The organism is Bartonella sp. EBT8 (assembly GCF_055796165.1).
This window is the reverse complement of record NZ_JBTTDJ010000006.1, coordinates 19,199-42,435: the sequence shown is the minus strand read 5'-3', so window position 1 is coordinate 42,435 and position 23,237 is coordinate 19,199. Positions and strand designations below refer to the sequence as shown.

Annotated in this window: 11 protein-coding genes; 4 read left to right on the top strand and 7 right to left on the bottom strand. The window is 38.8% G+C overall.

Going from position 1 to position 23,237, the window contains the following annotated elements:
- Positions 1–4 precede the first annotated feature (4 nt).
- Positions 5–316 (bottom strand): VirB3 family type IV secretion system protein, encoded by a 312-nt coding sequence (locus tag AC0QT4_RS05425; RefSeq protein WP_473200697.1) that lies wholly within the window; start codon positions 314–316, stop codon positions 5–7.
- Positions 317–634, bottom strand: coding sequence for a TrbC/VirB2 family protein (locus AC0QT4_RS05420; RefSeq protein ID WP_473200696.1), 318 nt, complete (start codon positions 632–634; stop codon positions 317–319).
- 305 nt (positions 635–939) lie between these two features.
- Between AC0QT4_RS05420 and AC0QT4_RS05415 the strand changes: the two genes are divergently transcribed.
- From AC0QT4_RS05415 to AC0QT4_RS05405, 3 genes are all read left to right on the top strand, one after another.
- The gene (locus AC0QT4_RS05415; protein ID WP_473200695.1) at positions 940–1,674 is read left to right on the top strand and encodes a hypothetical protein; all 735 of its coding nucleotides are present in this window, start codon (positions 940–942) and stop codon (positions 1,672–1,674) included.
- A 1,154-nt stretch (positions 1,675–2,828) separates the two neighbouring features.
- The gene (locus AC0QT4_RS05410; protein ID WP_473200694.1) at positions 2,829–3,674 is read left to right on the top strand and encodes a TIGR01459 family HAD-type hydrolase; all 846 of its coding nucleotides are present in this window, start codon (positions 2,829–2,831) and stop codon (positions 3,672–3,674) included.
- Positions 3,674–4,675: a bifunctional riboflavin kinase/FAD synthetase gene (locus AC0QT4_RS05405; RefSeq protein WP_473200693.1), complete on the top strand. Its 1,002-nt coding sequence runs from the start codon at positions 3,674–3,676 to the stop codon at positions 4,673–4,675. The genes AC0QT4_RS05410 and AC0QT4_RS05405 overlap by 1 nt, the downstream gene beginning before the upstream one ends.
- Before the next feature lie 233 nt (positions 4,676–4,908).
- Here the strand turns inward: AC0QT4_RS05405 and AC0QT4_RS05400 are convergent, their stop codons facing one another.
- Entirely contained in the window at positions 4,909–5,238 is a 330-nt protein-coding gene (locus tag AC0QT4_RS05400; RefSeq protein ID WP_473200692.1) for a protein tyrosine phosphatase family protein, read from the bottom strand.
- A 1,570-nt stretch (positions 5,239–6,808) separates the two neighbouring features.
- Between AC0QT4_RS05400 and AC0QT4_RS05395 the strand changes: the two genes are divergently transcribed.
- Positions 6,809–7,210, top strand: a complete 402-nt coding sequence (locus AC0QT4_RS05395; RefSeq protein WP_473200691.1) for a flagellar protein FlgN — start codon at positions 6,809–6,811, stop codon at positions 7,208–7,210.
- Between the two features lie 359 nt (positions 7,211–7,569).
- On the opposite strand, the gene AC0QT4_RS05390 is transcribed toward AC0QT4_RS05395, so the two are convergent.
- The 4 genes from AC0QT4_RS05390 to AC0QT4_RS05375 all read right to left on the bottom strand — a co-directional run bounded on the left by AC0QT4_RS05390 (position 7,570) and on the right by AC0QT4_RS05375 (position 22,530).
- Entirely contained in the window at positions 7,570–10,584 is a 3,015-nt protein-coding gene (locus AC0QT4_RS05390) for an autotransporter family protein (protein ID WP_473200730.1), read from the bottom strand.
- 127 nt (positions 10,585–10,711) lie between these two features.
- Positions 10,712–13,033 (bottom strand): autotransporter outer membrane beta-barrel domain-containing protein, encoded by a 2,322-nt coding sequence (locus tag AC0QT4_RS05385; RefSeq protein ID WP_473200690.1) that lies wholly within the window; start codon positions 13,031–13,033, stop codon positions 10,712–10,714.
- Positions 13,034–13,177: 144 nt separating this feature from the next.
- The gene (locus AC0QT4_RS05380; RefSeq protein ID WP_473200689.1) at positions 13,178–15,490 is read right to left on the bottom strand and encodes an autotransporter family protein; all 2,313 of its coding nucleotides are present in this window, start codon (positions 15,488–15,490) and stop codon (positions 13,178–13,180) included.
- An 878-nt stretch (positions 15,491–16,368) separates the two neighbouring features.
- Positions 16,369–22,530: an autotransporter outer membrane beta-barrel domain-containing protein gene (locus AC0QT4_RS05375; RefSeq protein ID WP_473200688.1), complete on the bottom strand. Its 6,162-nt coding sequence runs from the start codon at positions 22,528–22,530 to the stop codon at positions 16,369–16,371.
- Positions 22,531–23,237: the final 707 nt, after the last annotated feature.

Sequence of the window (23,237 nt, the reverse complement as noted above, 5' to 3'; positions counted from 1 at the left end):
TGTTTCACGCAATTAATTCCTTATAAGTACGGATAAGGCGCAATGGGGAAGTCGATCCTCCTCCCCATCGCTTGAGGTTTTTTTGTTTTCCCCGCGTATTAAGCCAGGCAAATAAGACGCGAAATTGGTTGTGATCATGCTTTGTTATTTCACGTAAAACAAAGTGTAGACCAACACCTAAACCAAACATTGTAAAATCGCTGGTCACAATAAAAAGAATGGTCGTCGCCATGATATTGAGAGCCATTGCTTCCATTGTGACACCCGCAAACATGGCTGGTCTTGTACAAGCAAGGAAAAGGGTATCTTCGTTCATTTATGTCGTGCCCGTTAACTTACCAACAAGAGCAGGTGCTCCAAAGACAATGCCGATGCCGATAATACAATACGCAGCTTTGCGTAAATCGATAAAACCATACATCCAGCCGATACCCACAGCAGCAACACATATAATCGCAATGAGTTTTGCTGTTGTTCCCGTCATCATGTCAACAATATTTTGTAAAATACCATCAAGCTTCCCTAGTCCATCGGCACCAGTAGAAGCGGCATAAGAAGGATCTAAGACAATGATTGCTGTTAAAAACAGCATAAGGACGGTAAACATCATGTTTTTGGATATATTTTTTGTCATTTTACCTCTCTATTAAAAAGAATTATTCATCTCCTGATATTCTTTCATCTCTCCTCAAAAAGCTTTACAGCCCACATCCTGCCCGCCCAGGTTTCTCGTTTATAAAAGCTTTGACAGTGACTCTTTCTCACTCTCACAATGCTCTTCTCGTGAGACAAAAATTTTCTTCTTAAGATTGTTCTACATAAAAATGGCAATTTTAAGTTGTAATATTTTGCAGAGTTAATTTGCGACAGACCTTCTTAAAATTTTTCTTCAAGAATTTAAGAAGGTTATTGTTAAAAATATGAAAGGACAGAGAAATAATGAATTTTTTGAGCAAATGTATTAAACAATTGCGGTTTAGATTCATCGTTATTGTTTATATTATGGGTTCTATATTATGGGGGATCAGTCAATATAAAGATAAAATAGATTTGGGTGTTTTAAAAATATTTACAATGCAAGATATTGTTGGTTTGCCTTTGGAAGAAAAAAAGCCAAGAGAAGCTCTTGCCACACCGCGGTTAGAAAAAAAACAACCGAATCTTAATTTGCAGAACACTGTTTCCTTGAAGAATACCACTGCTTTTCAGGGTAAGGCATTGGTTACCAGTGGTGTTACATTTAAACTGGTTACTCCTGTTGCACAGTCTTGGCGTAAGCATGTTGCTCGTAATATTCATCTCTATGGTGTCGATACCTGTGCACCGCGTCAAAGGGCAAAATTAAACGATCAAGAATGGCCTTGTGGGGCGGTTACAACCGCTTGGCTTGTCACCAAAACACTTGGTCAGAATTTATCTTGTCAGCAGGCACTTATGCACAATGGTATTTCCTATGCGCAATGTTTTGTTGATGGAATTGATTTAGCTGAAGTCGGTCTTGCAGAGGGAATGTTTGTCCTTTCAAAAGACAGTAAAAATCCTCTTCCAATACAATATCGTCATGCTGAAGAAAGAGCACGCCAGAATAAAATTGGTCTTTGGTCGAGTGAATTCACCGAGCCTTTACAATGGAGGCGGGATAATGGATCCTATAATCCCTTTTCCAGTTTCTAATGAGGTTTATGGACAGATTTCCCTGATGTTTCTATCGTAAATTTTATAAAACGGACTGAAAGGGCAAAAAGCAAGTCGAAAGAAGGCGTGAAAATCCTTGTGTCTTTTTTTTCAAGAGAGGTGAACTGGTTTAATTTCTCTTTCAAGGGACGTATATTCTCAAAACCACTTCGCGATTAGAACTGTTGCCCAAATCATTCTTTGCTCGAAAAACCATTGTTGACACAATTCTATAAAAAACTCTTCTTTTATTCAGAGGCTAGAGAGATAAAAGGTGATGTTGCTTTTAAAACTATCATGCTCATAGAGGAGGGCTGAAGAAAAAGAATTGTGCATCATTTTCAATTATAGAGTTTTGAATTCTGCGGAGTATGGCAATGGGTTTTACACGATGGGATTAAGGGCCATGGGATGCTTTTGTTTCTGCTTTGATTGTAACAAAACAATTGATAAAACTGTTATTTGGCGACAAATGCGTGTCATCAAATAAATTCATTGTGTTGGATGTGGTTGTAGAGTCATCATTCGTTTTGCAAAAGGCATTATATTCTTAAAATTTAAAAAGAGATGATCTCATCTCTCTTCTCCATTTGCCGTCTCTTGACACTGGGTATGGGATATTGTGCCAAGACACCTGAAAGCGTTGAAGGATTGTAAGATTTAGAAGAGTAAGCCATGGTCTCCTCTCAAGACTTTTATCAATGAACTTAACAGGAATATCAAGTTTGTTGATACAGCTGCTGAACACGATGCTTCTCTGTTTGGTTCTCTCTTCTCTTGTTGAAGCGTAGAATTTTTTTCTTTGGTATAAGAATTGATCTTTATACAGTTAAGAAAATGCAAAAGAAATTGCTCTCTCTTTGTCTTTCCTCTATGAATCTCTCAAGAATTTAATAGCCAAAAAAGATAAAAATCAATAAATTATAAAAGAATATTCTTTTATAATTCATGCGCTTCTCGTGTATAACGAATATTGTGTTTGCTGATCAAAAGTTTTACGGACAGAAAAAATGATTTTCTCTCTTAAAGTTTGAGAAATTGTAGAAAAAAAGACAGTGTTAAGAAAATAGATGACAGAAGAATACTCTTTCGATAAGGAGTTTCACAAGATTAAAGATAGTTTGATCAATGGCAAATGTATAAACAGGTGCAAAATGAATGAACTTACCCATATCGAGACTGTTATAGCGCATTATGATGCTGTTTTTTGCGATGTTTGGGGTGTTGTGCATAACGGTGTGCACGCATTTGAACCGGCATTAAAAGTGTTGTACAAAATTCGACAGATGGGAAAAAGTGTTATTTTATTGACCAATTCACCTCGACCACGGGAAAATGTCATTGTTCAATTGCAAAATATGAATGTGCATAACGATTATTATGATGCTCTTATTACTTCAGGAGATGTAACGCGCGATCTTATTCGTGCTGCACCCCGTAAAGTTTTTTTTATTGGTCAAGAACGAGATCTGATGTTGTTTGAAGGGTTAGAGTGTGAACTGGTTGAAGAATGGGAAGCCTCTGTTGTGGTTTGTAGTGGCTTTCTTGAAGATCTTGAGGAAGAACCCTCTGCTTATGAGGAGATGTTTCACCGTATGCGGGCGCGCAATTTGCCTTTCATTTGTGCTAATCCTGATGTGATTGTCCATCACGGACAGCGGGAATTTTGGTGTGCTGGTGCATTGGCGCGTCTTTATCAACAATTAGGCGGGGAGGTTCGTATTGCTGGTAAACCTTATGCACCCATTTATGAATGTGCCTTTGAAAAATTGCAAAAAATTCGTGGAATAGTAGAGAAAAATCAGGTTTTAGCTATTGGCGATGGTCTTTTGACCGATATTAAAGGTGCAATCCATTTTGGTCTTGATGCTCTTTATATCATGGGAGGCATTCACCGTTATGACTATATGCAAAATGGGGTGGTGGATAAGCAAGCTTTGCACTCTTTTATTGAACGGCATGGCTATAAGCCACAAGCGGTCATGTGGGCTCTTCAATAATGTCTGATTTTCTGCGTCTTCAGGGGATTCATATGCTTCCTTTGGCTTGGCGAGGAACCGTGTTGGCACTTGGAAATTTCGATGGTGTTCATTGTGGACATCAGGCCGTGCTTCAAAAAGCACTTGATTTCGCTCGTCTGAACAATAAGCCTGCTGTTGTTTTAACCTTTGAACCACATCCAAGAAGCTTTTTTTCCCCCTCAACTCCTATCGATCGCTTGACAGAAGCTGCTGAAAAAGCTGAAATCTTTAAAATTTTGGGATTTAATGGGGTGATTGAACAGCCCTTTGATGCAGATTTTGCTGCTCTTTCAGCAGACAAATTTATCGAGGTGATTTTAAAACAAACTTTTGATGTTTCGGTGGTGGTAACGGGTGAAAATTTTCAATTTGGTCACCAGAAAAGGGGAAATTCACACCTTCTTTATCAAAAGGGAAAAGAATATGGTTTTGAGGTGGTGCAAGTTCCTTGCATCTCTAACATTCAAGAGAAACAATCGTTGATTATCTCCTCGAGCTCTATTCGCAAGCTCCTTTCTGAGGGGCAGGTGGAAAAAGCAGCGCATTTGTTAGGCTATCATTACCGTGTATGCTCAAAGATTGTTCAGGGTGAAAAACTAGGACGCCTTTTAGGATTCCCTACTGCTAATCAGATCTTACCTCTTCAAGTTAGTTTAGCGCATGGTGTTTATGCGGTACGATTGCGTCGTGCTAACGGTGTTTTGTATGATGGGGTTGCAAGTTTTGGTTGTCGTCCGACAGTTGTTAAAAATGGTGCACCGCTTCTGGAAACTTATTTATTTGATTTTAATGGCGATCTTTATGGAGAAAGTTGCACCGTTTCTTTCTTCCAGTTTTTGCGAGGGCAAGAAAAATTTGATGGGCTTGAGCCGTTGATTGCACAAATGCAACGCGATGAAAAGGCAGCAAAAGAAATTTTGGCGGCAGCCAAACCACTCTCACAGTTGGATCAGCTGCTTACTTTTAAAAATACGCCCTAAGTTGGTCTGAAAAGGAGAGTAGAGCGGCAAAAATAGCACTCAAACTCACGATGATCACGAAGATATATTCTAAAACATCATGCAATAGATGCGTTTTTTGTTGTTGAGAGGGGGAATCAAAGGGTTGGCGATCTGATTTCAACATAACTTTTTCGTAAATTTATGAAATTCTCGGGTTTTTCTTATCGTTTAAAATTTTACTGCTTTTTTCTTTATGATCCATTAACACAGATTTAAAGACAGGATAGACGATAAAGATGCATGGAGCGTGTTCCTTGGTAGCAATAGGCGAGAAGAGGTGTCGATGCTGTTTTTAAAATTGTCTTCATGGTTTCAATATCTGTTTTTTTAATGGTGGGGGGCACGATAGGAATATGATAGGCTTTTATGCCATATTCTTGTGCTGCTGCTTTAATGAGGGAAAAATCAGGCTGATCAGGATCTTCTTGATCGGGGCGGTTACAAATAATTGTTTTAAAGCCCACTTGTGCTAATGTTTTGATGTTTTCAACATCAATTTGTCCGCTGATAAAAATATCAGGATCAATTTGTTGTAAGTTCATTTTGTTACTCTCCGATATGATCTCTCTTTATCATTTTTTCGTGTTTGATCTCCAACAAGCATGAGAAGAATGAAACTTTTTGAAAAAGCACTTTAACAGAAATGTTTCATCTGTCGAGAAGAAGAGAGTTGTTTAAAAAAGGATATGGTTTTTGTAGCCCTATCACTCTATTTCAGTGTTTTAGTTTATGCTTTATCTTCTCTTCTGATTCTCATGGGAGCATTAGAGATATTGCTACAGCATATTGATTTATAACGATAATTTACTATTTGCCTATTGAATTAGACTCCCGAATATTGTAAGATTCTCTCATCTCATCTCATCTCATCTTGAATCAATTAGAGTCACTTACTTGCACACCATAAGCGGGGTTATCGTGTGGGTAGAAAACAGTTTAGAAAGGAGCAAAAGTGCCTCTTATGAATCGTCTGAATAGCAAGGGCTGTCGCAACATTGGGGGGGGCAAATAGTATGATGGTGCCGGCTTGTACCTTCATTTTTATGTGCTGCGTTGGTGTGCTAAAAGCTCTTTTATACAGATTTTTTTGATTGGTTTTTCACTGTCAATGAGAGGGAGCTGCTTTTTATGAAGCAAGATCAAAGAGATCCGTGAAAGAGAGGAGGAGCAAGAGAGTTTCATCTTGAATTGGAAATAAAAAGAGAATTTATAGCAGAAGCTTTATTTTGTAGAGGAAATTATTATTCCTCTCATTTTTTTGGATGCAGAGGGTGAGTTTTCAGAAGTGATGTTAAGAAGGGTGCTTCATCTATTGAGTGAAATGATCTGCAAAAAGATTACTTGGAAAGAAAGTACTAAAAATAACGATATGGAGGCGTTTTGAGAGTTTATAGTGGTGAAAGAGCATAGAACTGCCTGTTTTTTAGAAGCTCTTGAAAGGATTAAGAAAATCCTATATAGTCATTCTTTGCAAAGAAAAGCGAATGATAATTGAGAGAGGGTAATCATTGATTATTTTAAAGTTATCTTTTTGAGATTATCGCGTGGCTATGTTCAGAGAGTGCTTTTTTGTGTGTTGTGTGAGACACTGTACGGGTGGGTAGTGAGAGCGCCAAGTGAAAAGCCAATCTTTCTGAAGAGATGTATACTGGTCCTGTGAGTGCCAAAAAGCATGGAGTGTTTCAGGTACGTCGTAAGGCTGAAGAATGAGGAGGATGAAATGTTGAAATCTTTAAGGAGCTGAACTGTTTCTATGCATCAAATTTTTGTTGGCATAGGTTGGTATCAACGCAATGTCGTTTTTATTGAAGGTAGGCGGAAAAAGTTTAGAGATTTCTGATATCTATCGCGTATTGATCATCCGTATAGTGGTTTGAAAATTTGCCGTATTTTGGCGAATTTGTATCGTGCCAATGGGGGTGGAGCAAGAAAAATACTTCAGAGAACGCGTTGAGAAGTGAATAGATATACGCTTTTAAGGATTGTCGTGCTTTTTGTTGGGGCAATGTTTGCACAATGAACTCAATTGAGTGTATCAGCATTGAAGAGAAGCTGTTTGATCTCCCTTATTTGAGAGCAAGATTGAACAATATTGTGGAAGGGGAAATAAAAATGTCTGTAATAGAATCCGGTGATGAGAGCTTTGCATCAAAAGCAAAGGTTCTAAATAATGATCTTATTGATCGTGATTGGGCAATGACAAAATTTGTCGCTGCTGTTAAAGGGTTGGCACAAGTGGTTGACTATGAAAGCAATATGCTCGAGAGCAGTAGTGTTCCAGATTATGAAGAAATAAATTTATGTAAAATACGTGGTTTACGTGACCTTAATAAATCTCTGAGTGATATAAAACGCTACATGAATGAAGATATTGTCAATGAGGTGGAAAATTTATTATCGGATTTACAGGGAAAATTACAGCGTAATAGTGAATTGCTTCAAAGCCATTTGAGTGCAGTAAACAACCTTTCGCAAGCTATGCAGGGGGGTGGTGGTATAAAAGAAACAGATTAATCCGCTCTTCTCTTTCGATCAATATGAGTACATTCATCAGTGATGAAAAGAATGATGGAGCGTGTGGATTTTGCCGAGAGAGTGCTTTAATCTCTTTTAAGTATTTGAATATTTGCTGTCATAATTTATTATTATTTTCCCGTTTTTAATTTTTATGTTGCAAAAAACTACCCCTTCCTATCAGGAAGAGATTTTGGAGAGGGGAAAAGGGCGTATTTTTTTTGAATAGAAGAAGTCTTTTCCTGTCAGTGGTGTTTTGGGGCATTTTTTATAAGAGTGTTTTGAGAAAGAGAGATTAAAGAAAAAGCAGCACGCCGTGCTGCTTTACTGCTTTTACTTAAATTGATACTGTTTTTCTTTTAAAAATGATAACGTATTCCGCCAGAAAAATTGGTTCCAGAGACACCAGCTTTTTGGAGTTTCTGCCGATAGCTAATATCACCATGGAGGGCAATATTTTGAGAGAGAAAGGCATTGACACCGATGCCCCCTTCAATTGAAGAACCGGTAGGATCAAGATAAAATGCATCTGCAATCTTTATTGTTTTACTCTCACCAAAAGCTTTGAGAATATTCAGTTTACCATAGAAAGAAAAGGCATTGGTGTCTTCTTCTGTAGTGAGAGTTTGTGTCAAACGTCCACCAATCCGTATCAACCATTGATGTGGATTTCTCATATCAACTTCTAAACCATTGGCATCTGAGAATAGATCGAAAAAGAGATTTTGGTAAGTCAATTGCGCTTGTGGTTCAAACACCAGTCCCTTAGAACCCGTTGCTAATTTTTGACCAATGGTAGCAGAGACACTTAATGTTTCAGTCCCATCCAATTTGGCGGCATTGCCAACTAGAGCTGTCGTAATCTTTCCTTTTAGAGCTCCATAGGAAAGAAGGCCATTTATGTAGAGACCATTGTTGTGCTGAATGCTGCTGTAAGCCGTGATGGACCACTTATCAAGTGTCGTTTTTTCAGCATCTTGCATGCCCTCTGGAGTAAAAGAAAGTTTTCCATATGATCCTAAAAGACCAAAATGTGTACTGATATCTTCACCTTCTCGCGCGGCTAAGACGACACCGAGTTGTAAAGCCGCGTAGTTTACATCAGCATCATAACCGTAGTGTAGTGGGTCACGGTTAGAGAATAAGGTGACTTTCTCACCAAAGGAAGATAAGAAGATGCCGCTGTTTTTATTATTCTCTGCTCCAAACACGGTTGAACGCATATTATCTAAAAGGATGTTTTGGTTGTTGATATCGGTATATCCAGCAGAAAATAAAGCATTGGGCATGACCAAATAATTTGCGACCTGTGGCAAAAGTGCTCGGATCTTCTTATCCTTATCAAGGTAGGCGTTTTGCAAGCGAAAATCCCAGAAATTTTGATCATTTTTTCCAAAGAGGCTTTGATTTGCATGAGATGTTCCAGGTTTATAGGCCGCGAGTTCATATTTATAAGGCAAACCACCTATTGTCATATAATCTCCTGCTAGCTTGAAGGAATTTTCGTTCGCTTTTCCAGAAACTTGAATGACGGAAATTCCATGTGTTGCTGAAGGAATTGAAACCATGTGTTCTCCCCAAACAGAACGGCTATCGGTTATTTTTTTATCCTTTTGCAAAAGATTCATATGAACTATGGTTGTGCCTGATACATCTCCATGAATCACAACCCGATCGGTTTCTTGTTTTGTTACTGGAGAATTACCGCTCCACTTAGCGTTCAAATGTATTTCTGCGTTTCCTTTTGCACTATAAACCACTGAGGTATTGGCAGTGTCCTCTTTTTGATGGGGATGAGATCCTAAAAATAACGTTTGGTAATGTTCGCCTCTCGGCTTTTCAAACAGAAGAGTGCTGTCTGTGAGAGACAGTTCTGAAAGGTTAGAGTATGACTTTTCATCATTGCCAAATTGCGCATAAGGAGAAGACTCATCATCATTATTGATTACGTTTTTATTGGCCTTTAAAAGCCATTTGGTGCCGTCTTTGAGATCAAAAATTGTTTTGCTCTCTCCTAAAGTTCTGACCCGCCCTTCCAAAAAGGAGTGACTTGCAGTCAATGTAAGGGGAGAGGCAGGGCCACTTTTATTTTTTAATAACATGTCAGCATGGATTTCTGAATTTTGGAGGCTGACTTGATTGTCGATATGCGATCCATAAACACCAATGCCAAGACCATGTTCAACAACAATCTTCGTATTTTCTAGGAGGATTCTGTTCGCAACGCGTTGCTCTTCTTGGACAGCATCGGCTTTTTCTTCAGCATTGTCTCTCTCTCGGTTTCTAGAGAGAGAGGATAGGTCATTTTTGAGAGCGATACCAGCTGCGTTATAACGGCCCGTAACATGGACGGTCGAATCCTTAAGCTTCATTGTTCCATTTGCACTTACTAAACCAGCTGTTTGTGCTGTGGCAACAATATCTGTCGCTTCAATCGTTCCGCCTCTTACTGTATTAAGGGCAACAAAATCTGCAGTTGCTGTTCCTCCTATCATCTTTAGGAGAGAATTTTTTTCCTCTACATCTATAGCAAAATACTTGTCGTAAATTTTAGGATGATGCAGGGTTACAGTTTTACCGTCTCGGACGACAACACCAGGTTGAAAACTCTCAATTGGTAAAAGTTTCCTAGACTGCTTTTCTGGTTGTTCTGGTATCGGTTTTTCAAGATCGGGTTTTACAGCCATTTCCTGTACAGATGATGGTTTAGCGGGCGCTGGTTTTGCAGATTCCCGCTCTGTAAGCTCTGGTTTTTCAGGCGTTGCTGATGCTGAATTTCTAGGCATTGATTGTGGAGGCATAGGAGGATTTTGTCGATTCTCTCCAGTGATAGAGTTTGTGGAAGGAAGAGAGGGAACGGGGCGTCTTCTCGATTTTGCGCCGTTTGTCGTTGCGGATTCTGGTTTATCTTCTGAGAGTTTAGGTGGAGTTTGCTCGACATTAGGGATAGCTATAGCATTTGGTATTTCTGTACCCATTGGAGCAATATAAAAATCTGGTATAGAAGAAGTTGTACCAATAGTTGTCGAACGTGTCAGTGGCGTTTCTTTATGGTTTTGAGAAGAAGTCCTTCCCGTTCCTCTAGAAGAATTTGCGTATGTTGTATAGTTTCTTGCGCTAGATCTATTTCTTGGAATTACAATTTCTGGAGGTTCAGGTACTAGTACTACAATGGTAGGAGCTGGAGTTGGAGATGTTGGTGTGGTTGTCGATCTCCCCTCTTCAAGATGTGTTCTTAAGTTACGAGAACGAGGTTGTACAGAGGAAAGATCTTCAGTTGATGATGGAGGAAGCGTTACAGAGAGGGCATAAGACAGGCTGGAAGAGTAAAAGAGAACTCCTGAAATTGTGTAGAGTAAGAAGCTTTTTTTCATCATTGAATATATCCCTAAACATCTGCTGCCCCCTCTCTTATTTTTTAACTCATTATGTTTCTTTTTAAATTACAGAAGGAAACATATAGGGCACTGTTTATATTTCAAGATGTGAATTAAAGTATTTTTAAAAACGATAGCGCATTCCAGCGGAAACATTTATTCCAGATACGCCAACCTTTTTGAGGTTATGTTGATAACTGAACTCGCCATGAAGCGCGATCTTGGGTGATACGTATGCATTAATACCAATTCCACCCTCAATGGCAGTTCCCATATCAGGAGTTTGTGAATTCTCATTCCTTTCTATGGTATTCTTATGGCTCAAAGTTTCGATAATGTATAATTTGCTAGAGAAGGATACGGCATGGCCTTTGTTTTGTGTTAAACGTCCACCAATCCGCAACACCCATTGATAAGGATTGCCGAGGTTAATTTTAGAGTTATCGGTCCCTAAAGGAGTGCCAAGCAGGAGACGTTGATAAATAAGCTGAGCTTGTGGCTCAATCGTTATTCCTTGAAAACTGGTTGGTAATTTCTGACCAACGGTGACGGAGGCACTCAATGTTCTTGTGTCCTTTCCTCTTTTCGTCTTTCCGATGGAGCCAGTGGTGATCTTTCCCTTAAAAATTCCATAAGAGAGGAATGTACTTGCATAGACGCCGCTGTCATGCTCAATGTTTCCATAGGTAGTAAGGGACCATTTATCAATTATTGTTTTCCTAGCACCTTCTCTGCCTGTTGGGATGAAAGCGAGTTTCCCATATGTCCCCATAAGACCAAAATCTGTGGTGGTATTTTGATCTTCTCTTGTTGCGAATGGAACGCCTGCTTGTAAAGCAGTATAACCAATATCTGCATTCGCGCCATTTTGTGATGCATGAGGGGCGGCAAATAATTTGAGTTTGTTACCATAAGTCAATAAAAAAATCCCTTTTTCTTTATTATCTTTTGGTTCAAACATTGTTATGCGTCTATTGTCTAACACTATGTTTTGATTGCTTACATCAGCAAGTCCAGCGGCGAACATCGCATGAGGCATTACCAAAGAGCTTGCCATTTGTGGTGTGAGCGTTTTGGCTTCAGAAGCAGGAGAGGCCTGCGATAAGGTTGTGGTTTCTTTATCGTCCTTAAGCTTAGATGATTGTTCACTATTTGCGCTCGTTTGGTCAACAGATTCAACCTTTGAGGGCGAAGTCATAGATGCTTCTGGTGAAGTTTTAAGAGTGGCTGTCGATGATGAAGAAGGGGTGTTAGCACTTGGATCAAGACCAACATTTTGTTGCGTGTTTTTATTAATTTCAGGTTGTAGAGTCCTTTTATGATCTATTATCGGGGATGAATGATCCTTATCCTCATGTTGTGATGCATGAGTAGGCTGGAATTTATTGCTAGCCTGTTCTTTCCCTATATTGGGGTCAATGAGAGATGATTGATACTCTTTAGCTGAGGAAGAGGATATTTGCGTTTCTCCTTCTCTTGCCCTTTTTGTTGTCGTACCGGTGTCCCAAGCTTTTTTGACTTCTGCCCGTAAGGTATCGGACAGTGCCTTGTTTTGTCCTTGCAAAGCGTTATCCACTGCGATTGCTTTGTGCAGCATGTTCGCTTTATTTTGCAGCTCATTCCAGTCGCGATTGTCTTGCCTTACCCATTGTCTGCGCTGCGCATCAATACGACGCTGGTTATCGGCATCACGATTTACGGCATTTTGTAAAGCATTTGCAGCTGCATGGCTTTGTTGTCGTAAGGCTATCTCTGCTGCTTTTAATTGGTTCTGATTGCGTTTTGCAAGTATTGCATTGGCGAGCAGCATGTGCTGTAAGTCTTTATCATACTGATCTGCCATGGCACGGGCACGTGCATCACTGAGACTCTTTTGTAACGTATTTGTATGCGCACTAGAGCCATACATACCGCTTCCTACAAAATGGCTATTAACTCTCTTTTTTATATCATTCAATCCTTCTTGAAGTTGCTGACTGAAATACGAATTTGGTCCCATCATGCCACCAGATGCTATCTTCTCAAGCTGTTCATTTGTCGCTGTTGGAATGCTATACAAAACCTCATGATTATATTGTTTTGCCAAGGCATCTGCATATGCATTGTCAAGTTTTTTTAACGCATCGGCATGTGCACCAGATCCACCACGACCAGCAGCGGCGTAATAGCTGTTAATTTGATCTCTCCTTCGATTGAATTCATTTTGAATTGCTTCCTTGAAATATGGATTTTTTCCAACTGTACCAAAAGAATGTGTTGTTTGATGATTGTTTGTTGCCGCTCTTGGGTTGTTGTTCAAATCCCTTTGGGGATATTGATTATGGCTTGCTAGTGGATAGCGCGTTTGAGCATTTAAATCAGAGGCGTTGCTTGTATGTGTGAGGGTAAAATAACAAGAAAATAAAGCACAAGCGGTTGTCCATAAAAATAAAGGCTTCTTATGCATAAAGATGCTCCTTAATCTAGTGTCTTCTTTTTGATGAAAAGTGAATAATTTCTCGACGCATTATTTTTCGTCATGCGCAAAACAGAAACAGCGCCGTTTATCCTTCAGCGCTGCCTTTATTTTAAAAAATCAGATCAAAGTCTTTTAGAAACGGTATTGCACTCCACCAGAGAAACTCATTCCAGAGATACCGGATTTTTGGAGTTTCTGTTGGTAATTAACATCGGCATGAAGCACGACATTTTGTGATAAATGCGCGCTAACACCAAGACCACCTTCAACGGAAGATCCCATAGTATTAAGGTGGAAAGTGTCACCAATTTGTATCGTGCTGTTATCACCAAATGCTTTCAGGAGATTCAGCTTACCATAGAAAGAAAAGGTATTGTTTTTTTCAGTAGGCATTATCATTTGCGTTAAGCGCCCACCAATACGCACCAACCATTGATGAGGATTACCCATATTGACTTCAAAACCATCGACATCAGAGAGAGTGCCAAACATGAGACGCTGATAAACAAGCTGTGCTTGTGGCTCAAAAATCAATCCTTCAACACCCGTTGCCAATTTCTGTCCAACGGTGGCAGAAGCACTCAATGTTTTTGTATTATCTACTTTTGCGGTATTTCCAATGAGGGCAGTGGTGATATTTCCCTTTAAAGCTCCATAGGAAAAGAGTGCATTGAGATATATGCTCTTGTTATATTGGAGGCTACCATATGCAGCAAGGGACCATTTATCTAGTGTACTCTTTGCAGAGCCTTCCATATCTTTTGGAGTGAAAGCTAGTTTTCCATATGATCCCATAAGACCAAAGTTTGTGATGGTATTTTGATCTTCTATGGATGCTAATGTCACGCCTGCTTGTAAGGCAGCATAGTGAATGTCAGCACCATAGCCATATTGCAATGGATCGCGGTTAGAAGATAATGTATGCTTATCACCATAAGCAGAGAAGGAGATCCCTTTATTTTTGTTATTTTGCATTTCAACTGCTGTTGATTGCATATTTTCTAACAATGTATTTTGATTATTTACATCGGAAAATCCAGCAGAGAATACAGTGCTAGGCATTACCAAATAACTTGCTACTTGCGGAACAAGGGCTCTGATTTTCGCTTCAGGATCCAACGTGGCTTTTTGCAAACGGAAATCCCAAAAATTTCCATTCTCTTCTAAGAAGCTTTCTGTAATATCCGCTTCTCCATGGCTGGATGTTGGTCCATAGGCATTCAGTGAATATTTATAAGGTAATCCACCTATTGTGGCATAGCCATTTGCAAGTCTGAAGGAGTTTTCATCGGCTTTTCCAGAAACTTGAACGAGTGAAAGACCACGCATATTCGAGGGGATAGAATCCTCAACTTTCATTTCTTCTATACTCGCATCCTTTGAAAGGCTGTTGAAATGAATTTTTGTGGTACCGGATACATCACCATAAATGAAAAGACGATCAGTTTTTTGTTGTTCTTTTGGTACTCCATTACTCCATTTAGTGTTAAAATAAATCTTTGCATCCCCTGTCGCATTATAAACTGTTGCTATCTTGGAGCCTTGATTTATTTGCAATTCGGGTTTTTCAGCTTGTATTCCTCTTCCCAAAGTCAAGGTTTGATGATGGTAGTGGGTCCGTGCATTCGGTACATTAAATATAACAGAGCTATTATTAAGGTTTAGTGCTGAAATGTTAGATTGCGCTCGTTGATTAATGTCAAGAAGAGTGTAGTTAAATACGCTACCATCTCTATCTACCTCTCTTTGACTAATCTTTAAGTACCATTTACTATTATTTTTTAGAGTAAAAACTGTCGTGTGTTTTTGTACTCCTCGTGCTCGTCCTTCCAAAATGGAATTATCAGCCGTTAATTTAAGAGAAGCGGGACCAATGTCTGGTGAACTGTCATTTCTCAATAACATATCGGTACGAAATTCCGAATTCTTAAGTTCAATCTCAGCATCTACATATGGTCCTAAAATACCAATACCATCTCTTACCAAGAGTTTTGTATTAGTAAGGATTGCTTTGTTGAATTTCTTCCCTCCTGCCTCTAAAAAAGATTTTGTGGGTTTAGCAAAAACAAAACCGTACCCATAGTGGTTCCCTTTGACATTTATGATTGAATCTTCAATATTCATTATACCGGTTGAAAAACTCAAACCTTGTACCAATGAAGATGCTATAACTTCCTTAGCATTAATGCGTCCACCATCTGCTACACTTAAGGCTGTCGTTTCTGAGTCTACTATTGATTTTGTAATTGTAGCAACAGCTTCTGGCTCACTAGCAATTGCTGCAGTGTACTTACCACGGATAATGGCGTTGTTAAAACTTTCTTCCCCCTTTTTAACAGCAACTGAGGGAAGCTCACGAAAAGGAGGATCTGCGTAAGCCAAATTGAAATGAGAGAAAAGAAACGTTCCAGCAATTGTACACAATAAAGTTTTCTTCTTATACATAAATATGCCCTTAATGTTGGTATGCCTTTGATGTTTATTGCATTCCCCTCATGGTGCAAGTAGTGAGAAGGTATTTATATCATTATGTTTTTCTTGTAAAGAACAAAACAAGTTATAGCATGGTGTTCTCTATAGTTTAAAAATCTTCTTTAGAAAATCTTGAAAAAGCTTGTTCAAACTAGTGGAAAAACAGATTTAAAAAACGAGTTTGATGAATTTGTATTCATTAATCGAATTGCCATAAAGACAATATTCAAAAATATTAGGCATTACTGCTCAAAGCTTTTTTTATTAAAAATCTAAAGGATTGAAGGGGAAGATATTGCTTTATGAACTACTACCAAAAATGAGTACAACCAAAATTTTGAGAAAATCATTCGAATGTAGAATCAGCAAAGAGGGGTGAGTATGTAGAAGCTAGGAGGGGAATGTCATACTTTGAAAACAAATCGACATATTGATTTATAAAGATAAATAATTGTTTTTCAATTTATATTATAACTCCAAATATTGTAAGGTTCTCTCATTTCAAATCATTCCATTTTGAATCAAGTAAAATCACTCGCTTATATGTCACTAAGTGGGGTTAGCGTGTGGGTAAAAAACTCAAAAGAAAGGAGTAAAAATGCTCCTTATGAATTGTCTTAATACAAAGGTTGTCGCAACATTGGGGGCCGGTAAATATAATGATGGTGCCGACTTGTTACTTCATAAGTGTAAAACAAAGAAATGCAGATAGTTTGCATTTTTTATTGGTAAAAAGGAAAGAGGGCTGTGACGCTGAAATTCAGATTTACAAACTAACAAGGGCAACACAGAGTGCTGCCCTTGTTAGTGAAGCGTATAGAATAATATACGCTTATTTCTACAATCTTGCTTTAAAAGTGATAGCGTACTCCACCAGAGAAACTTGCTCCCGAGATTCCGGTTTTTTGAAGTTTTTGTTGGTAACTCATATCACCATGTAGAGAGAAATTGTGGGAGAGTTGCGCATTGATGCCAACGCCGCCTTCAAGGGCAGGTCCCATAGGATCAAGGTCAAAGTCTCTACCAATATGAATGGCACCATCATCCCCAAAAGTTTTGATAAAGTTTACTTTTCCATACAAAGATACAGGACGGTTGTTTTCAGTGGCAATGGCTTTTGTCACGCGTCCACCAACACGAATCAACCATTGAGAAGGATTGTTTATATCAATGGTGAAATTATCAGCATCTTCAATGGGTTTAAACATCAAATGTTGATAAGCAAGTTGTGCTTGCGGTTCAAAGGTTAAGCCTTCCATTCCGGTGGCAAATTGTTTGCCAATGGTGCTAGAGAGACTGAATATTTTGGCATCGTTTAACTTTGCTGTTTTGCCCCTGATGGCATTACCGATCTCGCCTTTTATAACTCCATAGGATAACAGAGTATCAAGATAGAAACCATTGTCATGCTGTAGGCTTGCATAGGCTGTCAGAGACCATTTATCCACTGTGCTCTTACTGACATCTGCTATATCCTTTGGAGTGAAGGACAGTTGTCCATAGGTTCCTAAAAGACCAAAACGAGTATTGACGTTTTGTCTCTCAATTGGTGCCAAAGTCACACCAGCTTGGAGAGCCGCATAGCGAATATCGGCGCCATAACCATATTTGAGAGGACCACGTTCAGAGGATAATGTTCCTGTGCTTCCATAGGTATAGAGGAAGAAACCGGTGTTTTTCTCTTCTTCTTTTCTTGGGATGGATGTTCTGATATTGGCTAAAAGCGCGTTTTGCTTGGCCATATCGGTTAATCCCGTGTAGAAGAGAGCATTTGGCATGACCAAATAGTTTGCCGTTTGTGGGACAGGGGCAGCTATAGCACCACCAGAGCCACCACTGGAGCTTGAATTACCACTAGGATCGGTTAGCAGTTCAGGTTGTAACCGGAAATCCCAGAAGTTTTCATTTTTTTCATCCAATAGGTTTTGCGCAATATCGGCTTTCCCATGGCTTGAGTCTGGTCCATAGGCACGGAGTGTATACATATCTGGTAAACCACTTCTTGTAGTATAGCCATTTACTAATTTAAAGGAGTCTTCTTGTGCTTTTCCAGAGACTTGAATAAGTGAAAGACCACGTAGATTGGCAGCAGCAGAGGTATTTTCTTCAACATTGTTCTTTCCTAAGTGCCTTGTGACATAAACCGCTGTCGTTCCAGATATGTCGCCATTGATCAAAAGTCTGTCGGTTTTTTGATCGGCACTTGCTACACCATCACTCCATTCAGTATTGAAGTAAATCTTCGCTTCCCCTGTTGCCTTGTAGACTTCTTGTGTGTCTGGTTTACCAGACCCTATGTGCAATGTGTGATAATGCTCTTCTGTTGGACCATTAAAAATAACAGAGCTGTTGTTGAGATTAAGAACAGAAACATCAGAATGCGCTCTTTGAGCAATATCAAGCAGATTGCCGTCCTCATCTTTTTCTTTCGTGCTGTTTTTTAATGTCCATGTGGTATTGTTATTTAAATCAAAGCGTACATTTCTGTCTTTAGCAATATTCGCTCTGCCCTCTAGAGTAGAATGATCTGCGGTTAATGTGAAGGTACCATTGGATGTTACTTTAAAATCTTTCTCCTCGAACAAATTTTTATTCCAAACAATATTATCCTTTAATAAAATATCCGCATGGATTTTTGATTTATTAAGCTTGACTGTACCGATTGATAAGTCTTGAGTCTCTTTAATGTTATTTTTACTGAGAGCTCCCATGAGAATTGCTGAACCATCTTCAACGTGAATATCAGCATTGGTTAAATTGATTTCATTGCTTTGATATTTTTGTGGATTATCTGGTTTATCTTTATCAACCTCAGAGAGAGTTAAGAACTGTAAGCCACCAATTCCTGCTGTTATAGAAACATTTTGGAGATCAATTTGTCCACCCGCTGCTACCCTTAGTGCAACTTTTTTTGCTGCTATTTCATTTTCTAATTGACTCTGTGTTGTTTCACTATCACCATTCACCATTTTAACTGTGCTATTATTTGCTGCACCAAGGCCAATATCAAAATTTTCAATGGTTGTTTTACCATTTAATTCAATGACACTACCAGATTCATAACTGCCTACACCAGTAGTGATTTCTTTACTTTCACCACCGATTATGATTAAATCTCCGCTAATGATTTTACTTCCGCCGTCTGCGTAAAAACCTTCATCAACATTTTTAATGATTGTTTTGCCTGTTAACTTAATTTCACTACCAGAGCCTGATGTCCATATGCCAGAGCGTTCTGTGTCGAGATTTTTATCGCCTAGTTTTTCATTTGTTACTTCACCACCTATTACTGTTAAATTTTCGCTGGTAATTTTACCACCATCAACGGCTTCAAGTCCGTTTAAAGTATTGTTAATTGTTGTATAGCCATGCAATTGAATTGTGCTGTTCTTGCCAGCAAATGCACCGCCTCCTTTGCCCTCTGTTATTAGAGAAACATTCGTAACTTCAATCTGTCCGCTTTTTTCCGCAGATAATGCAGATTTTTCATTTTTTGTTGTTACTGTTCCGCCTGCCATTGTGATCTGAGATTCTGAACCCTCTGCATGGAGGCCACTGCCTTCAGAGGATGTGATTGTAGCACTGTCTTTTAATATAATAGTGCTGTTGCTTCCAGCATATACACCATCAGCTTTTCCATAGAATGATCCTCCAGAGATTGTTACTGTCGAATGATCATTGGCAACTATGGCATTTTTGGCTTGAGTGACAGTGACATTTTTTAAAGTGACTGTACTGTTTTGGTCTGCTTCTATTCCAGAGTTTAGAAGCACATCATCTTTAGCACTTGATATTGTTACATTTTCTAGATGATTTTTATCGCTGTCACTGCTCTCGAATTGCGCACCGCTGGAGAAAGCTTTAATGCTTCCCCCAATCATACTGATTGCGCCTTTGTCGCTTGCTGTAAGCCCGATGTTAGCATCATTAATCGCGGTCTTTTCTCCTAGCAATTCAATGATACTACCAGAGTCGGTAGAAAGTGCACCGACTGATCTATCACTCTCATCTGTTGTTTTTAAAGATACATTTGTGCCCGTAATCTGTCCGCCATCTTCAGCAACCAGTGCATGACCTTTCCCTGTGACACTCCCGCTTGTCATTGTGATGGTGGAGCCTTGGTCTATTGCATGGAGGCCAACTTGATCAGAGGATGTAATTTGCGCATTGTCGGTTAAAAGAATGGTGCTGCCCTTTGCAGCTTCTATTGTGCCCTTTTTTGCATCAAATGATCCTCCAGAGATTGTTACTGTCGAATGATCATTGGCAACTATGGCATTTTCTGCTTGAGTGACAGTGACATCTTTTAACGTGACTGCACTGTTTTGGTTTGCGTTTATTCCATTGATTAAGAGCGCATCGTCTTTACCACTTGATATTGTTACATTTTCTAGATGATTTTTATCGCTGTCACTGTTCTTAAAGGTAGCACCATTGTAGGCAGCTTTAATGCTTCCTCCAGTCATACTGATTGTGCCATTGTCATATGTATAGAGTCCACTGTCATTAGATGATGTAATTTGCACATTGTCGGTTAGAATAATGGTACTGCCCTTTGCAGCTTCTATTGTGATCTCTTTTGCATCAAATGATCCTCCAGAGATTGTTACTGTCGACTTATCATCTGCAATGATAGCACTTTTGGCTTGAGTGACAGTGACATCTTTTAACGTGACTGCACTGTTTTGGTTTGCGTTTATTCCAGCGGTTAGGAGCGCATCATCTTTACCGCTTGATATTGTTACATTTTCTAGATGATTTTTATTGCTGTTACTGTTGAAGAAACCAGCACCACCTAGAGAAGCTGTAATTTCCCCCCCAATTATGCTGATTGCACCACTATCTTGTGCGGCAATACCGGCTTGACTATCACTAATCGTGGCGTTTCTTAACTCAATCACACTGTCCATACCACTAGAAAGTGCACCCAATATATCCGGAACTACAATACTATTGCCTGTAGTATTTTCATTAGATTGAGCTCCCGGTGTTTTTCCAGTTCTCTTTGTTTTTAGAATAACATCTGTGGCTGTAATATGTCCGCCGCCTGTTGTACTCAAAGCTACTTTGTTCCCAGTTACGTTTCCTCCGGTTATCTCTATTATGCCATTGTCATCCGCATAGAGTCCAGCGTTCTCAGAGGATGTAATTTCCTTAACATCTTTTAAAATAACAGTACTACCATTTTGAGAATCTATTGTTGCACCTTTCGTTTTAAATGAACCTCCAGAGACTGTTACTGTCGAATGATTATTTGCAACTATGGCATGCGCTGCTTGAGTGATAGTTATATCTTTTAAAGTGACTTTACTGCTTTGGTTTGCTTCTATTCCATTGACTAGGAGTGCATCATCTTCACTACTCGATATTATCACATTTTCTAGATGATTTTTATCGCTGTTACTGTTCGAGAAGAGAGCACCAGCCTTTGAAGTTTTAATACTTCCTCCAGTCATGCTGATTGCGCCATTGTCACTTGCTTCAAGACCGATTATACTATCAGTAATCGTAGTCTTGTCTCCATGCAGTTCAATAAAACTGTTAGGGTTTTTAGAAAATACACCCAATCCATATTTGACGCCAGCGTCCTCAGCTTGCGGATCTATTTCGTTTACTTTTAAAGATACATTTGTCGCTATAATATGTCCACCGCTTGCTGCTCCCAATGCTGTTTTTTTCCCAGTTACGTTTCCTCCGGTTATCTCTATTATGCCATTGTCATATGCATAGAGTCCAGCGCTCCCAGAGGATGTAATTTGCGCATTGTCGGTTAAAAGAATGGTGCTGCCCTTTGCAGCAGTTATTGCGTTCTTTGTTGCATCAAATGATCCTCCAGAGACTGTTACTGTCGACTGATTCTTTGCAGATATGGCAAATTGTGCTTGCGTGACAGTGACATCTTTTAAAGCGGCTTTACTGTTTTTGTCTGCGTTTATTCCAACAACAAGGAGCGCATCGTTATTACCACTTGATATTTCTACATTTTCCAGTTTGTTTTTGTCACTCTTACTGTTTAAGAAACCAGCACCAGAATTAGAAGCTGTAATTTTCCCCCTAGTCATGCTGATTATGCCATTATTTTTTGCTGCAAGCCCAACTTTAACATCACTAATCTGGGTATTGTTCACTTCAATCACACTGTCCTTGTCTATAGAAAGTGCACCGAAGTGATCTTTATATTTAGTGCCTGTGGTTGGTGCATTTGTTTCAGAACTATTTGTTTTTAGAGTAACATTTGTAACTGTAATATGTCCGCCGCCTGTTACACCCAAGGCTGCTTTTTCTCCAGTTACACTTCCTTCCGTCATTGTGATGGTGGATTGTGTTTCTGCTGCGAGGCCAACACTCTTAGATGATGTAATTTTTGCATTGCCGGTTACAAGAATGGTGCTGCCGATTGCAGAAACTATTGCGTCTTGTATTGCATCAAATGATCCTCCAGAGACTGTTACTGTCGACTTATTCCTTGCAGTTATGGTATTGTTTGCTTCAGTGATAGTGACACCTTCTAAAGTGACTGTACTGTTTTTGTCTGCCATCACTCCATATGTCTGTGGTGCCCTGTCCTTATCAATCGATATGGTCACATCTTTTAGTTTGTTTTCTTTGTTATTATTGTTCCAGAAAAGAGCACCAGTATCGGAAACTGTAATGGCTCCCCCAGTCATTTGAAAGTTAGCACCGTTTTTTGCTTCAACGCCTAAAGAAATGACAGAATCAGTTCCTTTAATAGTTGTATCTTTCTGGAAGATAATCGCACTTTCAGCACCTTCAACTGTTACAGCAAAGGCACCCGTGTTTGAACTTGAGTTTATCTCTTTATTTCCAACGACAGTTAAATGATTGCCGATGACTTTACCGCTGCCTTGTGCGTGAATAGTTTCATAGGTTTTCTCAGATAAGGTCTGTTGTTCCCCAGACGTTTCAAGGATTTCAGCATGTGCATTGAACTGGATATTAAACAACAAGATAGCTGCTGTCGCTGTATACGACAGAAGATATTTTTTATACATCAGAATTCTCCTTATAAACGTCCCCAAATATTCATTTCCCCGCTAACTTCATAAGAGAGAAGTGAAAATGTATAATTGTTTTAACCTAATAATATTGACTGCGTATCATTTGGGTAAGATGTTTTTGCTTCATTGTCAAATTTAAAAGTAATTAATACTAAATGATTGTAACTGTTTATATTTATTGCAAACTGTATTTATTAAATTTAATTTTTTGTATTTTATTTGTATAACATTATTTAATATTTTAAATAATTTATTTTTATTAACTGATGTATAAAAAAATATTAAATGTATTTTAGTTTTTCCTTACAGGTGCTGACTGCTTAGGTATATCCTAATATTCGCTTTTATTTTATAAAATACCGACAATTGCTAGGTTCTCTTTAAAGGTTCGCTTTCTGATAACCGGTTGTTTCATCATATGTCTTTGAAACAGACGCATCTCTAGCTTACACTCTTAACCAATGAAATGCTTCAAGAACAAAGCTTGATATTTATGTACCTTTCTTTGAAGAAATATTGTTTTTCAGAAACTTTACGTTAAAATACATAATGTTTTTATGATATTCATTTATGAGATATAAAGTTGAATATATGGTTGTCATCATCATTATTTTGTTCTGAAAAAACAAAAGATGAAAGGCTTCAGAGTGCGTTAATAAATTGGTCTATAAAAGAAAAATTTCTTGCAAAACATATATCAC